Raw genomic sequence first — 20,725 nt, 5'->3', positions numbered from 1 at the left:
AAAACAGATGAAAAAACATATATTATCCGTAGTAACCATTTTAGTCATCGGGCTGGGAATTTCTTCCTGTTCAGACTATTTGAGCGTGGAACGTTTTTTTAAAGATCGTCAAAGTGAAGAGAAAATTTTCAAGAGCAAGAATTTTACGGAACAATGGCTAGCCAAATGCTACAACTGTCTGTTAGAAACAAATTTGGAAATCACACGTATCGGCTATTCCACTACTAATTTTGCAGATGATATGATTTTTAATGAAAGCGACGGAGCGGTAACTTACAATGCTTTCAAATTCGGACAATATGACAATACTTGGACAAACAACTCATATATCCGTTGCTACGAAGGCATCCGTCAAGCTTCTATCTTAATCAACAATGTAGATATTAATGAAGAACTGTCAGCAGAAGAAATAGCAGACTATAAAGCACAGGCCCGCTTTTTAAGAAGCTATTTTTATTGGTTGTTATTAAGAAAATACGGACCAGTTCCTCTAATTCCTGAAGAAACAATCAGCATTGATGAAGATTATATAGACATGTCCTATCCACGCAACAGCTACGATGAAGTAGTAAACTACATCAGTGAGGAAATGGTACTCGCCGCCCAATCGCTGCCTGAGAAGAGAGACAGACAGAATGTCAACCGCTGTACGAAAGGAGCCGCCTTGGCCGTACGCGCAAAAGTACTATTATATACTGCAAGCCCGATAAATAATCCACGCCCCGGTGACTCCGATAAGTTCTCTGATTTTACAGATTGGCAAGGACGCATGCTAATGTCTCAGACGTATGACGAAAGCAAATGGGCCAGAGCAGCAGCAGCGGCTAAAGATGTCATTGACTTAGCCAATACAACTGGTGTATACAAACTCTACACTGCTCCTTATCAGTCTAAAGGAGATAACGCTTATCCGGCAACCGTAAGACCTCCCTATCACCCGGTATACTCCAACAAAAATTTCCCGGAAGGATGGGCTGATATTGACCCGTTCGCCTCTTATCGCTCTATTTTCAATGGAGACTTGTATGCTACCGAGAATCCCGAATTGATATTTACGAGAGGAAACAATGCGTTAAATGATCAAGTCAGAGATCTCGTTCTCGATCATTTACCCACAAATGCGGGAGGAAGAAACCGCCACGGACTGACTATCAAACAATGTGATGCCTATGATATGGCAGACGGAAGTAGCTTCAATCTAGATACATTCCTAGACACTTGTGAGGTAGACAAACGTTTCGTCTCGGAAGATGAACACAACCGCGGACTTTATCCGCAGATACGTCCGAGAGTATGGAAAGAATATGCGAACCGCGAACCGCGTTTCTATGCCAGCGTAGCATTCAACGGTGCTTTTTGGGCATTGGCAAGCGCCCAGGATGGAGATAGGCGTAATCAACAGGTATGGTACTACAGAGGTAGCGATAACGGAAGAAAAAATAGTTCCGACTATTGGATTCCTACAGGAATCGGTATCATGAAATTTGTCAGTCCCAATGACTGCAACACGAACAATGGAAGAATCTATGATAAAGTAGACATACCACTTCGCTATACCGACATCCTGCTGATGTATGCGGAAGCCCTAAACGAGCTGACTCCAAGTAGTAACTACGAAGTTACAACTTGGGAAGGAGAACCAATTACAGTTTCGCGAAATACTGAAGATATCCGTAAAGCTGTCTTGCCTGTCAGAATGCGTGCCGGAGTTCCTGATTACAACGAGGAGACATATAATGACCAAACATTGTTCCGCAAGAAACTAATACACGAACGTCAGGTAGAATTCATGGGCGAAAATCAACGCTACTACGACCTTCGTCGCTGGAAGCTTGCTCCGGTAGAAGAGTCCGAACAAATCTATGGCTACAATGTACTGATGACTGAAAGCAAGAAAGATCGTTTTTATGAACGTATACGAGTAGAAAATCTGCAAGCAAATTTCTCACGTAAGATGTACTTTTGGCCAATGCCACAAGATGAATTAAAACGGAACCGTAAAATGACACAAGCTCCGGGATGGGAAACTTTCGATTAATCTAAAATTATACATAAAAATGAAAAGAAGACATATTTATATAGCCACATTATTCATCGCATTGTTTTCGTTCAGTGCATGCAATGACGAATGGAAAGACGAACTGTATGTTCACATGGTTTCACTAAAAGCTCCAATCAATGATGGAGAGGTTTCAAACATCTACGTCCGCTACAAGCCTAATGGTGAGGTTATCTACAACCTTCCGGTACTAGTCAGCGGTTCTACTCCATTGGACAAGGATCTTGATGTACGAATCGCTGTAGACCCGGATACATTGAACGCCATGAATGAAGCCAATTTTCACGAACTCAGAAAAGACTTATGGTATAACCTACTACCACAGGAAAATTACGAATTTCCTTCCACCACCTGCCATATTCCGGCAGGTTCGAGGAAGGAACTATTCCCCATCAAGTTTAAATTTTCAGAAATGAACCTTTCGAAGGAGTGGGTGTTGCCGTTGACAATTGAGGAAGATCCCTCTTACATTACCAATAAACGAAAAGGATGGCGGAAAGCCCTGCTTCATGTATTGCCATTCAATGATTATTCCGGAAATTACTCGGCAACTGCCATGAATATCTATTTTGCCGATTCGAGCGATGATCCATTGGTAGTAGACAATCGTCGAGCACATGTCGTAGACGAAAACACAGTGTTCTTCTATGCAGGTACAAAAGAAGACAATGCAATAGATAGAGAAACTTATAAAATCAATGTAAAATTTGAAGAACCTTCAGAGGTTACTGAAACTAAAAAGAAAGGAAGCTTGACGATACAGCCAGCAAATTCTTCAATAAACTTCCAGCTCACAGAGCATCCTACCTACGAGATTTGGGATGAAATGGATACCAATCAACCTTACCTGATGCATCGTTATTATGTATTATATATCAAATATACATATGATGACATAACTACATCAAATGTACCTACTTCTTATCGAGCGGAAGGTTCATTAACTATGGAACGTAAGATTAATATAACAATACCAGATCAGGACCAGGCAATCCTATGGTAAAAAAATCTGTTTATGAAGAAATTAAACATCATTTTTATATCTTTATTAACCATGGCATGTATAGCACTATCTTGCAATGATGACCCTGTGGAAAGCAAAGATATCCAGAAGATCGATCCGGTGGGACAATTGGAAGTATACAAAACAAACCGGGAAAAAGAAATTCTGGTGAAATTTGTAAGAACAAGTTATGTGAAAGACACACAGATAGAAATAGCTTATCGGAATATGGGGGCTGAAGAAACCGGAGAATGGACTGCTATTATGCTAAATGGTGACAACTATAAATATGGAGGAAATTATTTATTGCAAGTTCCTGCGGAAGGAACATATGAGGTTGCAATCACCTTGATAGGAGCCAATGAGCTACGTTCAGAAAGCAAAAGCCAAATCGCAAGCACATTCGAGTACGTAAAGACAAGTATGTTCGACTGCGCCCACTCTATGATGACATATGTCATAAAATACTATTACCATAAAGGACCCAGAACATGCTGGCAAACATATTATCCCAAAGAACAAGGATATTGGGACGGAGATGCAGTCGTATGGGGGCAAGGGGGAGGATTATCCGCATTTGTTGCCTTGAGAGAAGCATCCGTAGACACGGAACAGGAAGAATATTATCGTTCTTTAGAAGATGATATGTTCAACGGAATCCAGCATTTTTGGGTAACAGATCATGGGCGCACTGCATATAGTGTATATCCAGATTCAGGAAATGACCGTTTTTATGATGATAATGTATGGATAGGACTAGATATGGCAAAATGGTATGCCATATCTAAAAATATACGCTATTTAAATCAAGCTAAAGCCGTTTGGAACTATCTGTCACAGTATGGATGGGACAATACCTGTGGCGGCGGAGTTCATTGGAAAGAACTGAATGAACCAAGCAAGTCAAAACATACTTGTTCCACCGCCCCAACGGGTGTACTGAGTTGTAAACTATACCAACTAACCCATGAGCAGAAATATCTGGATAAAGCTATTGAATGCTTCAACTGGCTGCAAACCTATATGCAGGACCCTAGCGACCATCTGTATTACGACAATGTTTCTCCTGATACAGAAGATCCCACCCAACCAGGACGTATGGAGACGAATAAATATTCTTATAATTCGGGACAACCATTGCAATTAGCCTGTCTTCTTTATAAAATAACCAAGAATGAGTCGTATTTGGCAGCAGCACATCAAATTGCGGAAGCCTGTCACAAAAAGTGGTTCACTTCCTATCATTCAGAAGTTCTGCAACGTGACTTTAATATTCTGGCACCAGGAGATGCTTGGTTCAACACTGTCATGTGTCGCGGATTCTTTGAACTCTATTCTATTGATAAGAATCCTTCATATCTGGAAGACGTGCGCAACACAATGTTACACGCATGGTTTGGCAAGGCACATCACATCAGTGGTTTAATCAATGACGAGGACTTAAGCGGAGCCGTTTCGATGAACAAATGGCAGATTCTGAAACAAGGAGCACTCGTTGAGTTATATGCCCTTTTGGCTACTTGGGAGTCTGGCAAAGACCAGGCTGACTTATTATAATTTGAGTATAATCAAAAGCGAAAAGATATGTTAAAAACAAAATTTTTAATTTGTATTGCTGCATGGATGGCAGTAACAAGTGCCGGAGCCCAAATCGTGACAGGCAACGCTCGCTATGTAGATCCTTTCATTGGCGTAGACGGAGGTGGCAATGTCTTTCCGGGAGTATGTACTCCATTTGGAATGGTAAAATTAGGTCCCGATTGTGGCAATAAAGATTGGAATGCCGGATGGAATCCCGACGGCAATATACACGGTTTCAGCCATACCCATGTAAGCGGAACAGGCGGAGGATGCAAATATGGCAATGTATTGATGCTACCTCTGACCGGAGATATACATCTGGAAGACTATTCTTCCCCCCGTGCCAACGAAAAAATCGTTTTAGGCGAATACAAAGTTGAGTTGCCGCGCTACCACACCGCAGCCCGACTGACAGCATTAAGCAAAACCGGTTTTCATGAATATACTTTCCCTTCCGGCAAAGACTCCAAAATTCTTTTTGATTTAGGTAGTTGCCTAGCCCTACAAGTATGCGAAACTCAAACGATTGTAGGTTCGGAAGTACGCATACTTTCCAACTCAACAATAGAAGGATATACCCGTGTACGCGGAGGCTGGAATGAAGGAGAAGCCTATACAGTCTATTTCTATGCAGAAACAGATACACCAGCAGAAAGCTTCGGTACATGGAAGGGAAATACTTTAATGCCGAATACTAACGAACAATTCGATTCAGGCGAAAAAACAGGTGCTTATTTGAGTTATTCGACTTCTGAAAACCAAAAAATAAACGTACGTGTCGGCATCTCCTATATCAGTTGCGGCAAAGCTAAAGAAAATCTGAAGCAGATAACAACCTGGGACTTCAACAAAGTACATACTCAAGCTGTGTCTGAATGGAATAATATCTTAGATAAAATTGAAGTCGCAGGAAATGAAGAAGACAAAATTAAACTATATACAGCTTTATATCATTGTTATCTTCAGCCAGTAGACAAAACCGGAGAAAATCCGAAATGGATATCAACAGAACCGAACTTTGATGATTTCTATGCCATTTGGGATACATTCCGTGCTACCCATCCATTATTTACTTTGCTTACCCCTTCCGTCCAGTCGAACATGATACGTTCACTCATTGACATTTATCGCAATGAAGGATACATGCCTGATGCACGTAGTGGAAATGATAATGGCCGGGTTCAAGGAGGAAGTAATTGTGATATTCTGATTGCCGATGCAATGGTAAAGAATCTGCAAGGAATTGATTATGAAGCAGGCTTACAAGCTATGTTGAAGAATGCAGAAGTAGCTCCTGGAGGAAATGAAAGAAAAGAAGGCCGTGGAGGTTTAGCAGACTATAATTCATTAGGTTATGTTTCATCAGCTTATGAAAGATGCTTGACACGTACTTTTGAATACTCTAATTGTGATTTCGCTATTGCTACAGTAGCCGATCGTTTAGGGAAACAAGATATTGCCAACAAATACTATAAAAATGCATCTAACTGGCAAAATACATGGAATGATAAGATAACAAGTTTGGGATTTTCGGGCTTTGCATGGCCAAGAAACGAAGAAGGTAAGTACTGGGATAAAGAGCATTTCAGCACCTTGAAAGGCGGTAATTGGGGAGAGCCTACTTATGAGACCTTCTCTTTTGAGTTGTCATTCTATGTACCACATGATATGAAAAGTTTAATCCAAAAATGCGGTGGAGAAGATATTTTTACGCAGAGACTAGATACCTTTTTTACTCACAAGATATGGGATCAACGTTATCATATAGGATTATTTCAAATAGCCAATGAACCAGGTTTCTTAATTCCGTCATTATACAATTATGTAAACAGACAAGACAAAACAGCCGAGATTGTACGGTATATTTTAAAAAATAGATATAAAACAACACGTGACGGTATCCCGGGTAACGATGATTCCGGTTCTATGTCTGCCTGGTATATTTTCCATTCTATAGGATTCTACCCTAATGCAGGACAGGATACATATCTTATCTCAAGCCCTGTGTTTAATACAGTTACTATACATCTTGAAAATGGTAAAACCTTGAAGGTTATAGCAAAAAAGAATAACGATAAAAACATCTACATTCAATCAGCTACCTTAAATGGCAAACCACTTAACAAAAACTGGTTCCGTCATAAAGACATATGTGAAGGAGGTATATTAGAATTTGTAATGGGACCTAAACCTTCAAAATGGTCAAAAGAAGGAGAACTCCCTCCATCTATGTCCGAAAAACGATAATTCAACTAATTCGTTTAAAATAAATAATCTACTCATCAACTTTAAAAAGAATGTTGATGAGTAGATTATTTATTTTCACAACCATCAAAAAAGCACCTCCTATATTTACTCTTTTATAGGATCAATGCTTATTTTCAAAGAGAAACTGCCCCACTCTTGTAGTTGGGACAGTCCTTTTTATTGAAAACCTTACAAGCTCCTATTCATCTAAAAGTACCTCCAACTCTGCTACAGCAGCCATTTTACCATCCTTCACGACGGAAGACAAAGCCTGAAGTTTCACATAGCGTGCCTTGCACGGAGTAAATTCAATCGTCTGCACTTCTTTGGAATCAGCGAACGTACCGGAGGTTACTGCCTTTCCCCACTCTTTTCCATCACGACTGACATACACTTCATATTTAGCTATCCGACCTTCGGCAGCATCCTGTCGGGGAGTATATTTGATTCCCTTTACTACCGTTTCTTTGGTTAAGCCTATTTGTATTTCATGAGGATAAGGTGCCAGATAGAACTGATTATGTACCGTATGCCAATATGTATTCATATCACCATCAGCAGCCAATTTCATACTTCCGTCTGCATCACTGTCTACATACACCACTTTTTGTCTGCCTCCGGACACACCTGACAAATTCCGTATGGCGTTTACATTAAGTTCAGCAGCCGAAGCCCAATCTCTGCCATAAATCTCAGACAAAGCTATCAGTTTGAAATAGCGGGTTACAATAGGCTTTTCCAATGTAACGAACTGTGCAGAAGCCGAATTTTCAAAGCTACCTTTCATCTTATTCCCCCAGTTCTTTCCATCCTGGCTAAAATAAAGTTCATAATCCTTGATGCGTCCATTTTCAGAATTACGCGGCTGATAGATAAACTTATCTATTTCAAGCAAAGAAGACATATCCACTACTATCTCATGCGGATGTTTTGCCACCGGATCGTTCCAACGGCTGTGCCAGATCGTATTCAAGTCTCCGTCGATTGCATTCCGGGCTTCTTCACCTCCATTCTCACTACTAACTGAAACAATCTTCCAGGTAGAACGATCTACATAGATCGGTAACTTAGCAGAAGACTTTACGCTTTTCGCCAATTGTTCTGAAATAGCATATGCTTCTACGTTACCACCAGAAATTAATTCAAATGGCCCGTCATATATTTTATCTTCTCCGCCATTCAAGCTATAATGAATAGTCGCTCCCGGGGTACTAGTCTGCAAATTCAGGTAGCCGTTGTTATCTCTTTCTATCAGTACAGGCATACATACAGGCATCTGTACCCGTGCTTTCTTTACAAGTTCCTCTTTTGAATAACTTCTCTCCAAAGGCAGCATGATAAAGCTGAAAACAGTAGGCTGTGAACGAAGTTCATACTTTTGCATCGGACCAGGTCCACAGCTTGCATTACCAAGTGGGCGCACCTGTGCATCCAAACAAAGAACAGTTTCTTTTCGCATCGGCACTTCATATTTATGAAGCAATCTACGACGATTAGCAGGATCAACCATATCCTGTGCCCTAGCATGCAATGCTGAGGCAGACATCTTATCTCCTGCAACAAAAACAAAGCCTATACCATCGGGGTTGGTTATTGAAATCCAACGTACATCTTCATGATTGCCCATCTCCTGAGCTCTCACATAATTCACCCACTGATTAGACACCAAATCATCATAGACGCCTACATACGTAGCATCTTTACGATCTACATAATTCTCCCATGGACCACGTCCATACCAGCGCATCCGTTCAAATCCTTCCGGCATTTCCATGCGATACCCCACACGAGGGATAACCGCTCCCTTTGTTCCGGGAATTATGGTACTATTCACCATGATAGAGCCATCTGCACCAACTGTATATTCTATATTCGTCCGATAATCGAAACCTGATTGTCCCCGATACAGATTTTCTATCTGCAATCTCACTTTACCGTCTTCTTTATGCACCTCCCAGTGTCCGGCTTCAAGAAGCATACGATTCAGTCCATTTTGGAACCAGTCTCCGTCCACTTGTTTGTCATTGTCGGTAGGAGCACGGAAAACGTTCAATTCCAGTCCCTTGCTTATCATCGGCACTTCGTTCAATGTATAAGCAGAAATAGTACCTTCCTGCTTTGAGAAGGTTGCTTCAAACTGTAATCCTTTTACCAGATATGCGTCACTGGTTTCCACCAGTTCAATACTGCCTTTTTCTGATTTAAAAATTGGCTTCGCACTATCAGAGAGCTTAAATTGTTCCGATGCTACTTCATACCCTGCCTCTGCCCATTCAGTATCTTGCTTCTGGCAGAAGCTGAACTTAATGAAGTATTCGGCTCCGGGAAGTCTCTTTATCCGGCTATCATCTATAGTAATAACCTTACTGCTTTGCGCATCCAGTGACAATTCTTCCAAATTGCCCGAGAACACGACTCTTCCGTCCTCTTCAATCTCATATCTTCCATAGAGGTCATCCAGCCCTGCATGGAATCTTTTATTAGTCAGCTTATATTTTCCACTTCCCATAGCCTCAACCCATACAGGCTGATGCATTTTCTTTACTTCATAAGCCTTGGCAGAATACGTACGGTCGGAGAATATAACACCATTCGTGCAGAAGTTGCCGTCATTCGGAGTATCGCCGAAATCTCCTCCGAAGGCCATATAATAATCGGAACCGTCCGGAGTAGGCATCTTAATACTTTGATCTACCCAATCCCAGATAAAACCGCCGACAAGTGCCGGATAACGTTCATAAGTCTCCCAATATTCCTTAAAGTTTCCAATTGCATTTCCCATTGCATGGGCATACTCACAGACTACATGAGGTTTCACAGTTTCTCCATTCTGCGATTTCTGCAACCGTTCCTTACCTACACTCTCCAACCACTGCACATCGGGATACATAGAGCTGGTTACATCACAATAAGAGCTATTTCCTTCATAATGAGTAGGACGGGTATTGTCGAGTTTCTTAACAGCCTCTGCTGCTGACTTAAAGTTAATGCCATTACCAGACTCATTTCCCAATGACCACATTACAATAGAAGGATGATTTTTATAACGTCTTACCATATTCTCGCTACGTTCCGTAAATGCTTTCACCCACGAAGGCTCGTTGGATAACGCCATCAGTCCGTGACATTCCACGTTGGCCTCAGAAAGCACATAGATACCGTATCTATCACATAAATCATAGAAATAAGGATTATTAGGATAGTGAGAAGTACGTACAGCATTTATGTTCAGCAACTTCATCAGTTGCACATCTTTTTCCATTTCTTCCTTGGATACCGTACGTCCATTCAGCGAGCTGTGATCGTGTCTGTCTACCCCTTTAAATAAAGTAGATTTTCCGTTAACCAGCATTCTGCCATCTTTGGCAAGCTCAATCTTACGAAAACCAACCTTTACGCTACGAATATCTACAGTTTTCCCTTTCTGTTTCAATACAACAGTCAGATTATAAAGATCAGGAGTCTCTGCTGTCCATTTCAAAGGATTCATCACTTCAAACTGGAGATTATTCGCACCCATCTGGGCACGCATGCTTTGTGTACCGACTTCATTACCTTCCAGGTCTGTCAACCTTGCCTGTATCTCACAGTTACTCTTCTTTCCCGTAACTTCTACGTCCAAAGAAACAGATGCATTTTTATACTCTCCATCCAAGTCCGTACGAAAGAAGAAATCTCTGATCTGCGTTTTGGGAGCCGACCACAGAAAAACATCCCTGAATATACCACTGAACCGCCAGAAGTCCTGACACTCCAGGAAACTGCCGTCCGTGAAACGATAGACCTCAACTGCAAGTACGTTCTTCCCCGCTTGCAAATAGGGAGTCAGGTTGAACTCAGCAGGCAGGTAACTATCTTCCGAGTAACCTACCTTCTTGCCGTTTAGCCAGATATAGAATCCAGCCTCCACTCCGTTGAAACGAATAAAGACGTCGCGCCCCTTCCACGATTCGGGGATGGTAAACTCCCGGCGATAACTTCCTACAGGATTAGGCATTGTTGCAAAGGTATAATTGGAGGGACGTGGCTGAATCACATTCGGCCACTGTATCTTTTTCCAATCCCATTCGCAGAAAGGATAAATAACATTGCAATACAATGGTTTGTCCCAGTTCTTGTGGTGACGTACCGCCTCAATCTGCCACGTGGCAGGAACCTTGATATCATCCCACTGGCTTACATCATATTCGGGTTTGCAGAAATCCTGGGGCCGGTCTTTCGGATCGGGTACCCAATGGAACTTCCATGTACCGTTCAACGTTTTGTAATAAGTGGATTCTTCAATCGCCAAATTCATTGCCTGCTGTTCATCAGCAAAAGGAATAGCTATCTGGCAGGCTTGTTCCTTGTTTACTCCCGATACATACTCATTGCACCATTCGGGTTGTTCTGTCGTTTGAGTAAAAGCGGATAATGGCACAAACAGAAATGCCGCCATTACACCGGGCATGATTTTTCTTCTCATAAATAGGATTAGTTAGTTATTAGGTAATTCCATGTTTTCTCGTAATAATAGTTCTGTCAACTTTCGCTTACAAAAATAGTGCGTTTCAATGATTATTCCTCATTTATTCGTGACATTATTATACCCATATACGACGTTAACCGACATTCTTCGGTAAATAGCTCAAAAAACTGTATCTTTGCACTCCGAATATATACTTGACTATGAATAAAGTTAATGGTTTCCTGTATGGGCTGCTTTCATCAGCCTCTTTTGGGCTTATTCCCCTTTTTACCATCCCTGCCATGCAGGCGGGTATGCATTTCGAATCGATACTTTTCTATCGTTTCATGTTTGCATGTATGGCATTGGGTGGAATTCTGCTGATTGACGGTCAATCTTTCCGGATCAGCCGACGGGATATACCTTCACTGCTCCTTCTCGCTCTCCTTTATCTGATGTCTGCCGTCTTTTTATTCTGGGGATATAAGTTCATGGCAAGCGGAGTTGCTACTACGATTCATTTTATGTATCCGGTGCTCACTACTTTAATCATGATGCTTTTCTTTAAAGAAAAAAAGTCCGGTTGGAGAATGGCTGCCATCGTATCTGCCATAACCGGTGTCTACTTCTTGTCCGGCGGAAATACGGAAACTGGAAGTATCTCGTTTTCCGGTCTTTTCATTGTCCTGCTGTCAGCACTTGGTTATGCACTCTATCTTGTCACAATGAGTCAGCTAAAGATAGGACGAATGAAGGGATTACTGCTTACTTTCTATGTATTCCTCTTCGGGGGTATCCTCCTTTTCATCGGAATAGGAACAGTCAGCCAACTGCAACCTATCAGCGAATGGCATACTGCCGGCAACCTGATATTACTGGCACTTATCCCTACGGTTGTCTCCAACCTTGCACTGGTGAGAGCCGTAAAAAGCATCGGCTCCACACTCGCCTCTGTGCTGGGAGCTATGGAGCCGGTAACTGCCGTATGTGTAGGTATCTTCCTTTTCGGAGAAGCTTTTACCACCAGTATCGGTGTAGGTATCGCACTGATTATTGCTGCGGTAATGGTTATTATATTAAAACGATAAAATCAGCCTTTTCATCGGTTTATCTTCAGTTCTTCAATCAGGTTAGCAGCCTTTCCGTACTTTTCCATGATAAAAAGTACGTAGCGGATATCCACCCCGATACAACGTTGTAATTCGGGTTCAAAGACAATATCGCTGCTCATTGCTTCCCAATTGCCGTCGAAAGCCAGTCCAAGAAGTTCTCCCTTTGCATTGAACATGGCACTCCCGGAGTTTCCTCCCGTAATGTCATTGTTCGAGATAAAACAAACACTCATATCTCCTTCTTCATTGGCATATCTGCCGAAGTCACCGGAGGAAAGTATATTTAAAAGCTCCGGCTGAACAGCAAAATCAATATCCCCGTCATGTTCTTTCACCTTCTCAAAAATTCCTTTTGCAGTCGTAAAATAGTCATAAACAGCTCCATCGAAAGGAGAATAACCACAAATAGTTCCGAAGCTAAGACGCATCGTAGAGTTAGCATCGGGATAGAAATTACGATCTGCATACATGCGACGCATAGCTGCATTGAACAAGCGCTCATCCTGCTCTATTTGTTCGGAAGCCTCTGAAATGCTCTGATTCATTTCATAATATTTCACTATCAGATCGAGGCTGAGAGAAATAGCAGGATCTTCAATCAGATTATAAGTCGTATCCCGTTCCAGGAAACGTTTAAGCCCCCTTGGAGAAGTAATATGAGACGTTGCATACAAAGAATCCACATAAGCTTGAATATTACCATTATACAAGGTGTCTATCTGGGCATACATCGCCGGAAGATATTTCTTGTCAACTTTCGTCTGATATTCCTTCAACATAGCGGCAAATACTTCCTTATCAATATTTAAATCAAGATTATCGTATTTCTCCAATAACTTTTTCATTCGGGTAACCACCTGCTTCTCTTCGGCTTCAAAATCAAAGTTCAGAATTTCCAGTGCAAGCTGTACAAGCTCGGGACCGTTGATAAACGACTCACCGAAGTAAGCCAATGCATGGTTAGTTTCACTGCGATTATTATAATTCAGCTCCAGAGACGAAAACAAGCGAATCAGTTTCTCTCTTTCCTCCGGATTAGCCTGAATCCATTCACGAAGTGCAGCTTCCGCGACACGCTTCTTTTCCAAGACTTTCAAATGCTGGATAGCTTTATTAGTTCCGATACTGTTCTTCCAGTAATTGGAGCTTTCATCGTACTTAGAAGCGTATTTAATACGAATATCGGGACGACGGTCCATCTCCCGTTTCCAGATAGCCTGCTTTACCCCACGTACATCAATCATTGCCCGGTTAATTCCGTTCATCATTTCTTCGATACCATAAGAAGAGAGATAACGCTCCGTACTGCCCGGATAACCCAAAGTCATACAAAAAGAGCCTTCCTTGTATCCGTCCAGCGAAATAGGAACCACGTATTCAGGGCGATAAGGGACATTTTCAGGTGAATAATCCGCCGGGCCATTCTGTTTGTTGGCATAAATACGAAAAACACTGAAATCACCTGTATGGCGAGGCCACATCCAGTTATCCGTATCCCATCCGAACTTACCGACAGAAGAAGGAGGAGCAAAAACCAGCCGGACATCGTTATAATCACGATAGACAGAAAGCCAGAACTCATTTCCGGCATAATAAGCATCGACAATTCCCGTCAACGTAGAATCCTTTTCCGATACCTCCATGCCAATTACATTCATGATAGAGTCAACAACTACCCGACGCTCACTTTCTGTGCGAACATGCTTGGCAGCCGAAAGTACGCGCTTGGTCACATCCTCCGTACGAAGGAGGAAGCGGACATATAATTCGGGATTCGGCAGTTCTTCATCTAGGTTACGGGCAACAAAACCATCTTTCAGATAATCATGTTCTACGGAAGAATGCTGCTGGATACTGCTGAAACCACAGTGATGATTGGTAAATACCAGACCATCTTCGGAAACCACCACTCCCGAACAGAATCCTCCGAAGCTGACAACAGCATTTGCCAAAGCCGGTTTCTTCGGATTATATAATTTGCTTACAGGCATCTGCAAACCGAGTTCCTTCATCACCCGTTCTGCCTGTTTGTTCTTGCGAAGGTTCCCCAATAGCCACATTCCCTCGTCAGCAAATGCCTGCGACAGACAAAAAGAGAGGAGAATCATTGCGGTTAGTCTGAGTTTCATGCTATTATTTTTAGATTTATATGTTCAATCCGGACTCATTATTCGGTAATGAGCCTCAACTTCTTCGCTCCCACCCGTGCTTTCAGCCATGCACTGATTTTCTCCTTCTCGGCAACTGACGGGTGTTTGCCAAATTTCAAAACAGCCAGCGTCACTGTATCCGTCTTCATCGAGTCTACCCGTGTTTCCAGCGAGTGAGCAATTGAAAGCGAAGTGATAGAAGGATAAAGTACCTTCAACTCAGGCACTAATGTACGTCCCATCGTATCGTACTCTTTATATTGAGCAAGATTTTCTTCCAGTCGGGTGATCTTTTTCTGCTGTTCCTGCAAGCGTTGTTCACTGTTTTTATAAAAGTCTTCCATCACCATAGCACGAATGGAGGAAACGTCCACCGCCTCATTATTCATTCCTTGCAGCACTGTCAGCTTTGTTTCTTCCAACTTATATTCTTTCAGTTTGCTACGAGCAATGGAGATAGAAGCATCCGGCACTTCAGGACCAATCAGAACCACACGGATATCTTTATGTTCATAGCTGATCTTCTTATCAAGTACCTGCGTATTTTCAAAGTTCAGCTGCTCGTTGATAAACCGGTTGGCTGCTGTCTCGTAAAAAGTACTTTTAATAATACCAAATGTCAGATAAACAGCCGGACACATCGTTAGTACAACAATCAGAATGATATATTTACGCACCATCTTCTCACGTGCCTTATCAACAAATTCTTTACGTTGAAAATGCATCACCCGCACACCGATAAAAGTAGCCAGACTGATAAATACGGAGTTGATGAAATAGAGATAGAAAGCACCCAAAAAGTAAACCAGATTGCCCGAAGCCAATCCATAGCCTGCCGTACAAAGCGGAGGCATCAACGCCGTAGCAATGGCAACTCCCGGAATCACATTTCCTTTCTCCTTGGTAGAAAGAGCGACAACGCCTGCCAAACCACCGAAGAGTGCGATGAATACGTCATAAATCGTTGGTGAAGTTCGTGCCAGCAATTCTGATTGCGCTTCTGCAATAGGAGTAAAAAGAAAAAATATAGTGGCCGTTGTCACACTGAAAGCAGTCGTTATCAGAAAGCTCTTCAACGAACGTTTCATCAGTTCAAAGTCATTCAGACCGACAGATAAACCGACGCCCATGATAGGTCCCATTAATGGAGAAATCAACATGGCACCGATAATAACCGCTGTAGAGTTGACATTCAATCCAAGTGACGCCATGAAGATGGCAAAAATAAGAATCCACAAATTGGCTCCTTTGAATTCCACTCCTTTACGGATAGAATCTACTGTTTCCAGTTCGTTGTCTTTATCCTTTTTCAAGTCCAGGTATTCACCTAAGAACGACTTGATAGCAAACTTATTACGTTCATCTGTCTTCATAGTCATTTCTTCTTTTTTATAATTCGGTTAATAACAGGAATCTGCTGCAATGGCAAATCCCGTTTGATAATATAGGCAACAAACAGCAACAGAAGCACTGTACGTAAGGCCAGAAGCAAAACTGTGTTATGAATCGGCATCCATTCACCAATCAGATACAGAATAATGGCTAATCCTACATAACAACCTATTCCACGCAAATCATAAGCAATAGGATACTTCTTCTGACCTACCAAATAAGATAGTAACATAGCGATGGCATAGCCGGTAAAACCTGCCCATGCGCAAGCTACATACCCATATACAGGAATCAGGAAGATATTCATCAGAACAACAATCAGACAGGCTATTATCGAAAAATAAGCTCCCCATTTCGTGTCATCCGTCAGTTTATACCAAAAAGAAAGATTAAAATAGATTCCCATAAACATCTCTGCAATCATCACGATGGGGACTACCCTAAGTCCTTCCCAATAATCCTTGGCAATGATATAACGCAGAATATCCAGATAAAACATGACTGCCAGAAAAGCCAGCAGCGTAAAGATAATGAAAAACTTCATTGCCTGCGCATAGATTTGCTTGTTATCCTTATCCTTACTTTTACCAAAGACAAAAGGTTCATAAGCAAAACGGAAAGCCTGCGTGATCATTGCCATAATCATCGCTATCTTAGTAGCCGCACTGTAAATACCTAACTGTACATCCGCTTCCACCTTATTAGGGTATACAAAAGGGAAAATAATCTTATCCCCGACCTGATTCACAATGCCTGCCACCCCCAATATCAGAATAGGAAATGAATAATATAACATCCGCTTCATCAATAAACGGTCAGGACAATAGCGGAATTCACGGAACTCAGGTATCAGTCCGAGCATTACAACAAAAGAACAGATCAGATTAATAAGAAAAGCCACTCCCACATCATCACCTTTCATGACCACAAAATAGAGGATATTCAGCAGGATACTGACAAATATGAATAAGAGTTTCAGTCCGGCAAACTTGATAGGGCGTTTCTTATAACGAAGATAAGCAAACGGAATAGCCTGAATGGCATCCATAGCCAATACAATCAGCATCATACCCAAATACCATGGATGTTCACCATAACCCATTAATCCCGCAATAGGATTGAGGAAGACCAGACACAACAGCAAGAATATGAGCGATACGCCCCCGACCATCAATAACGAAACAGAATATACTTTCTTCGGATCGTCATCTCCTTTATTGGCAAAACGGAAAAAGCCGGTTTCCATTCCGAAGGTAAGCACCACAAGCAATAACGCCACAATAGCATACATCTTGGTGATCACTCCGTATCCTCCGGAAGCAGCAGGAAGCGAAAAAGTATAAATCGGTACCAGAAAATAATTCAGAAACTTACCAATAATACTGCTGGCACCATAAATCGCAGTGTCCTTTGCCAATGACTTTAATTCTGCCATGTTTATTTAGATCTCTTTATTATCAATGAATAATATTATTTCTTTTGTTTGAACAGCCACTCCATGAAGCCCGGATAATTGAATGCAGGATTCCAGCTGCCATGATTGCAACCGGGGAATTCGATATATTCCACCTTTGCTCCGGCAGCTTTCAGTGCTTTGTACGCTTCACGCGACCCTTCAACTGTTACCACATCATCGGCATCCCCATGAAATATACGGAACTTCACTTCTTTGGCAGCCGGCAAACGGTCCGGATTCACCGATCCGCAAATGGGAACGGCAGCCGCAAAAATCTCCGGATAACGGACCACCAAATCATACGTCCCCATCGCTCCCATTGACAATCCGACAATATATATCCGTTTTTTATCGACTTCGGGCATGACCAGATAAGTGTCCAACAATTGTTTGAGAGTCCGGATAAGAGAACTCATCTCCTGTCCTGCAGGCATATCTGCCGGAAACAGTGATTTCGGACGTTCCGTATAAGCCCAGTAGCTACCTGCCGGACATTGAGGAACAAGTACGAAAGCCGGATACTTCTCTCTGTTGACAGGATTCAGAAACATCTGTCCGCCATGCGTCAGTTGTCTTTCATTGTCATTTCCACGCTCACCGGCTCCATGCAGGAACAGGACCAGCGGATATTTCTTCCCCGCCTTCATTGGCTCGGGACGAATCATCCGATAAGGCAAAGAATCTCCTGTGGAAGAGACAAATACGTCCTTCTCATAACCTTGTTGAGCTGATAATGACAGACTCAAAGAGAGAAATACAAGTAAGATACTCCACTGCTTCATACTCCAATCATTCAATAAAATCAGTTATCTGTTTAAACGTTCCTCAAAAAGCCTGCTTTTAATTGTCGCCAACACTCTCCATTCCGACAGCCACCAGATCAAACTATCAGTCATTAAACAAGGTTTTCTGACTGCTATAGAGGCTCCTTCCCAAATGCTTATAGGCAAGCTCCGTCACTTCACGTCCACGAGGAGTCCGTTTCATAAAACCTTCTTTGATCAGGAAAGGTTCATACACTTCCTCAATAGTGCCCGCATCTTCGCCCAAAGAGGTAGCAATGGTTGTCAAACCGACAGGACCGCCTTTAAACTTGTCTATGATGGTGCAAAGTATCTTGTTGTCTATCTCATCCAAACCATACCTGTCGATATTCAACGCTTCCAGTGCAAACTGAGCTATTTCCGTATCGATAGAGCCGGAACCTTTCACCTGCGCAAAATCGCGTACGCGACGAAGCAAAGCATTGGCAATACGGGGCGTACCACGACTTCGGGATGCAATCTCCGATGCCGCCCGCACCGAACAAGGCACGTCCAGTATGGATGCTGAACGTCGGATGATATTACTCAGAATATCATCGTCATAGTACTCTAAATGCAGATTAATACCAAAACGGGCACGAAGTGGAGCCGTCAGCAATCCGCTACGGGTAGTTGCACCGACCAGCGTAAACGGATTCAGGTCAATCTGAATGCTACGTGCCGAAGGTCCCTTATCAATCATGATATCTATCCGGTAATCTTCCATGGCCGAATAGAGATATTCTTCTACCACCGGCGATAAACGGTGAATTTCATCGATAAAGAGCACATCGTTCGGTTCGAGGCTGGTCAAAACTCCTGCCAGATCGCCCGGTTTGTCGAGCACCGGACCGGAGGTTACTTTAAAGCCTACTCCCAATTCGTTAGCTATAATATTTGAAAGCGTTGTTTTACCCAATCCCGGAGGTCCGTGCAGCAGAACGTGGTCGAGCGCTTCGCCACGTAACCGTGCCGCCTTCACAAAGATGCGAAGGTTTTCCACCACCTTATCCTGCCCGCTAAAGTCTTCAAAGCTTAACGGACGGAGCGCATTTTCGAAATCCCGCTCCCTTGAAGTCAGCTGATGTTCGCGTATGTTAAAATCTTCTTGTTCCATTTTCTTCTTGAAAAGTAGGAGACAAAGATAGAGAATTACCTTTATTTTCAGCATAAGAAAGGAGGTTTATTTAAAACGTAATAACTACTTTTGCATCATCTATATACACATCATCGACTATGGTTCTAAATTACATCTGGATAGCATTCTTCATCATCGCCTTCGTTATCGCCCTGATAAAAGTAATTTTTCTGGGAGACACGGAGATATTTACAGCTATCATGAACTCAACTTTCGACTCTTCGAAAACCGCTTTCGAGATATCTCTGGGACTGACCGGAGTATTAGCTCTTTGGCTGGGTATCATGAAAATCGGCGAGAATAGCGGACTGATTAATGCACTCGCCCGCTTTCTGAGTCCGGTACTCTGCCGCCTGTTTCCGGACATTCCCAAAGGGCATCCGGTATTGGGTTCCATCTTTATGAATATGTCCGCCAACATGCTCGGACTCGACAATGCTGCCACCCCATTGGGGCTCAAAGCAATGAAAGAACTGCAGGAACTGAACCCGAAGAAAGATACGGCTTCCAATCCGATGATCATGTTTCTAGTAATCAACACCTCCGGGCTCATCATTATCCCGATCAGTATCATGGTATACCGTGCGCAGATGGGGGCTGCCCAACCTACGGATGTGTTTATCCCTATCCTGCTGAGTACTTTTATCTCGACTCTGGTCGGCGTCATAGCTGTCAGTATCGCCCAGAAGATCAATCTGATCAACAAGCCTATCCTGATATTGATGGGCGTTATCTGCCTTTTCTTCTCCGGATTGATTTATCTGTTTCTGAATATTTCGCGTGAGGAAATGGGTACTTACTCTACGCTGATAGCAAATATTCTTCTGTTCGGGGTGATCATCCTGTTTATTCTGACAGGAGTCCGGAAGAAGATTAACGTATATGATTCTTTTGTAGAAGGTGCCAAAGAAGGCTTCACGACAGCCGTACGAATCATTCCGTACTTGGTTGCCTTCCTTGTAGGCATTGCCGTATTCCGTACTTCGGGAGCGATGGATTTCCTTGTGGGGGGCATTGGTTATGTAGTCGGTCTGTGCGGAGTGGATACCAGTTTTGTGGGAGCATTGCCGACAGCGCTGATGAAGTCTCTCAGCGGCAGTGGTGCCAACGGCCTGATGATCGACACAATGAAAGAGATGGGCCCCGACTCATTTGTAGGACGAATGAGCTGTGTTGTACGCGGAGCTTCGGATACTACCTTCTATATCCTTGCCGTTTACTTCGGCAGCGTTGGGATCAGTAAAACCCGGAATGCAGTGACCTGCGGCTTAATAGCGGATTTCTCCGGTATTATAGCCGCCATCTTAATCAGTTATTTATTTTTCTTTTAAAGCATA

The 20,725-nt window shown here is 42.5% G+C and carries 12 protein-coding genes; 6 read left to right on the top strand and 6 right to left on the bottom strand.

Annotated features, from left to right (window positions below):
- Positions 1–7 precede the first annotated feature (7 nt).
- From BLW31_RS10630 to BLW31_RS10615, 4 genes are read left to right on the top strand one after another with little or no spacing between them, the layout of a single operon-like run.
- Entirely contained in the window at positions 8–2,038 is a 2,031-nt protein-coding gene (locus BLW31_RS10630; RefSeq protein ID WP_010536036.1) for a RagB/SusD family nutrient uptake outer membrane protein, read from the top strand.
- Positions 2,039–2,057: 19 nt separating this feature from the next.
- Entirely contained in the window at positions 2,058–3,062 is a 1,005-nt protein-coding gene (locus BLW31_RS10625; RefSeq protein ID WP_010536035.1) for a DUF4973 domain-containing protein, read from the top strand.
- A gap of 12 nt (positions 3,063–3,074) precedes the next feature.
- The gene (locus tag BLW31_RS10620; protein WP_010536034.1) at positions 3,075–4,619 is read left to right on the top strand and encodes a glycoside hydrolase family 76 protein; all 1,545 of its coding nucleotides are present in this window, start codon (positions 3,075–3,077) and stop codon (positions 4,617–4,619) included.
- 27 nt (positions 4,620–4,646) lie between these two features.
- Positions 4,647–6,890: a GH92 family glycosyl hydrolase gene (locus tag BLW31_RS10615; RefSeq protein ID WP_010536033.1), complete on the top strand. Its 2,244-nt coding sequence runs from the start codon at positions 4,647–4,649 to the stop codon at positions 6,888–6,890.
- A 199-nt stretch (positions 6,891–7,089) separates the two neighbouring features.
- Here the strand turns inward: BLW31_RS10615 and BLW31_RS10610 are convergent, their stop codons facing one another.
- Positions 7,090–11,355 (bottom strand): glycoside hydrolase family 2 TIM barrel-domain containing protein, encoded by a 4,266-nt coding sequence (locus BLW31_RS10610; protein ID WP_029425179.1) that lies wholly within the window; start codon positions 11,353–11,355, stop codon positions 7,090–7,092.
- 203 nt (positions 11,356–11,558) lie between these two features.
- On the opposite strand from BLW31_RS10610, the gene BLW31_RS10605 reads away from it, so the two are divergent.
- Positions 11,559–12,425: a DMT family transporter gene (locus BLW31_RS10605; protein WP_010536031.1), complete on the top strand. Its 867-nt coding sequence runs from the start codon at positions 11,559–11,561 to the stop codon at positions 12,423–12,425.
- 11 nt (positions 12,426–12,436) lie between these two features.
- Here BLW31_RS10605 and BLW31_RS10600 read toward each other — a convergent pair whose 3' ends face one another.
- The 5 genes from BLW31_RS10600 to ruvB all read right to left on the bottom strand — a co-directional run bounded on the left by BLW31_RS10600 (position 12,437) and on the right by ruvB (position 19,367).
- Positions 12,437–14,578, bottom strand: a complete 2,142-nt coding sequence (locus BLW31_RS10600; RefSeq protein WP_010536030.1) for a S46 family peptidase — start codon at positions 14,576–14,578, stop codon at positions 12,437–12,439.
- 38 nt (positions 14,579–14,616) lie between these two features.
- Positions 14,617–15,972, bottom strand: coding sequence for a TIGR00341 family protein (locus BLW31_RS10595; protein ID WP_029425178.1), 1,356 nt, complete (start codon positions 15,970–15,972; stop codon positions 14,617–14,619).
- A gap of 2 nt (positions 15,973–15,974) precedes the next feature.
- Positions 15,975–17,426: a lipopolysaccharide biosynthesis protein gene (locus tag BLW31_RS10590; RefSeq protein ID WP_010536028.1), complete on the bottom strand. Its 1,452-nt coding sequence runs from the start codon at positions 17,424–17,426 to the stop codon at positions 15,975–15,977.
- A 35-nt stretch (positions 17,427–17,461) separates the two neighbouring features.
- The gene (locus tag BLW31_RS10585; RefSeq protein ID WP_010536027.1) at positions 17,462–18,229 is read right to left on the bottom strand and encodes a carboxylesterase family protein; all 768 of its coding nucleotides are present in this window, start codon (positions 18,227–18,229) and stop codon (positions 17,462–17,464) included.
- A 106-nt stretch (positions 18,230–18,335) separates the two neighbouring features.
- Complete coding sequence (ruvB, locus tag BLW31_RS10580) at positions 18,336–19,367, bottom strand: Holliday junction branch migration DNA helicase RuvB (RefSeq protein ID WP_010536026.1); 1,032 nt, start codon at positions 19,365–19,367, stop codon at positions 18,336–18,338.
- A gap of 119 nt (positions 19,368–19,486) precedes the next feature.
- Here ruvB and BLW31_RS10575 point away from each other — a divergent pair, with 119 nt between their 5' ends.
- The gene (locus BLW31_RS10575) at positions 19,487–20,719 is read left to right on the top strand and encodes a nucleoside recognition domain-containing protein (RefSeq protein ID WP_010536025.1); all 1,233 of its coding nucleotides are present in this window, start codon (positions 19,487–19,489) and stop codon (positions 20,717–20,719) included.
- Positions 20,720–20,725 lie beyond the last annotated feature (6 nt).

Origin of the sequence: Bacteroides faecis MAJ27 (assembly GCF_900106755.1) — a bacterium.
GTDB classification, from domain to species: Bacteria; Bacteroidota; Bacteroidia; order Bacteroidales; family Bacteroidaceae; genus Bacteroides; species Bacteroides faecis.
Note: the sequence above shows the minus strand (reverse complement) of the source record. Positions and strands in the feature narration are given on the sequence as shown.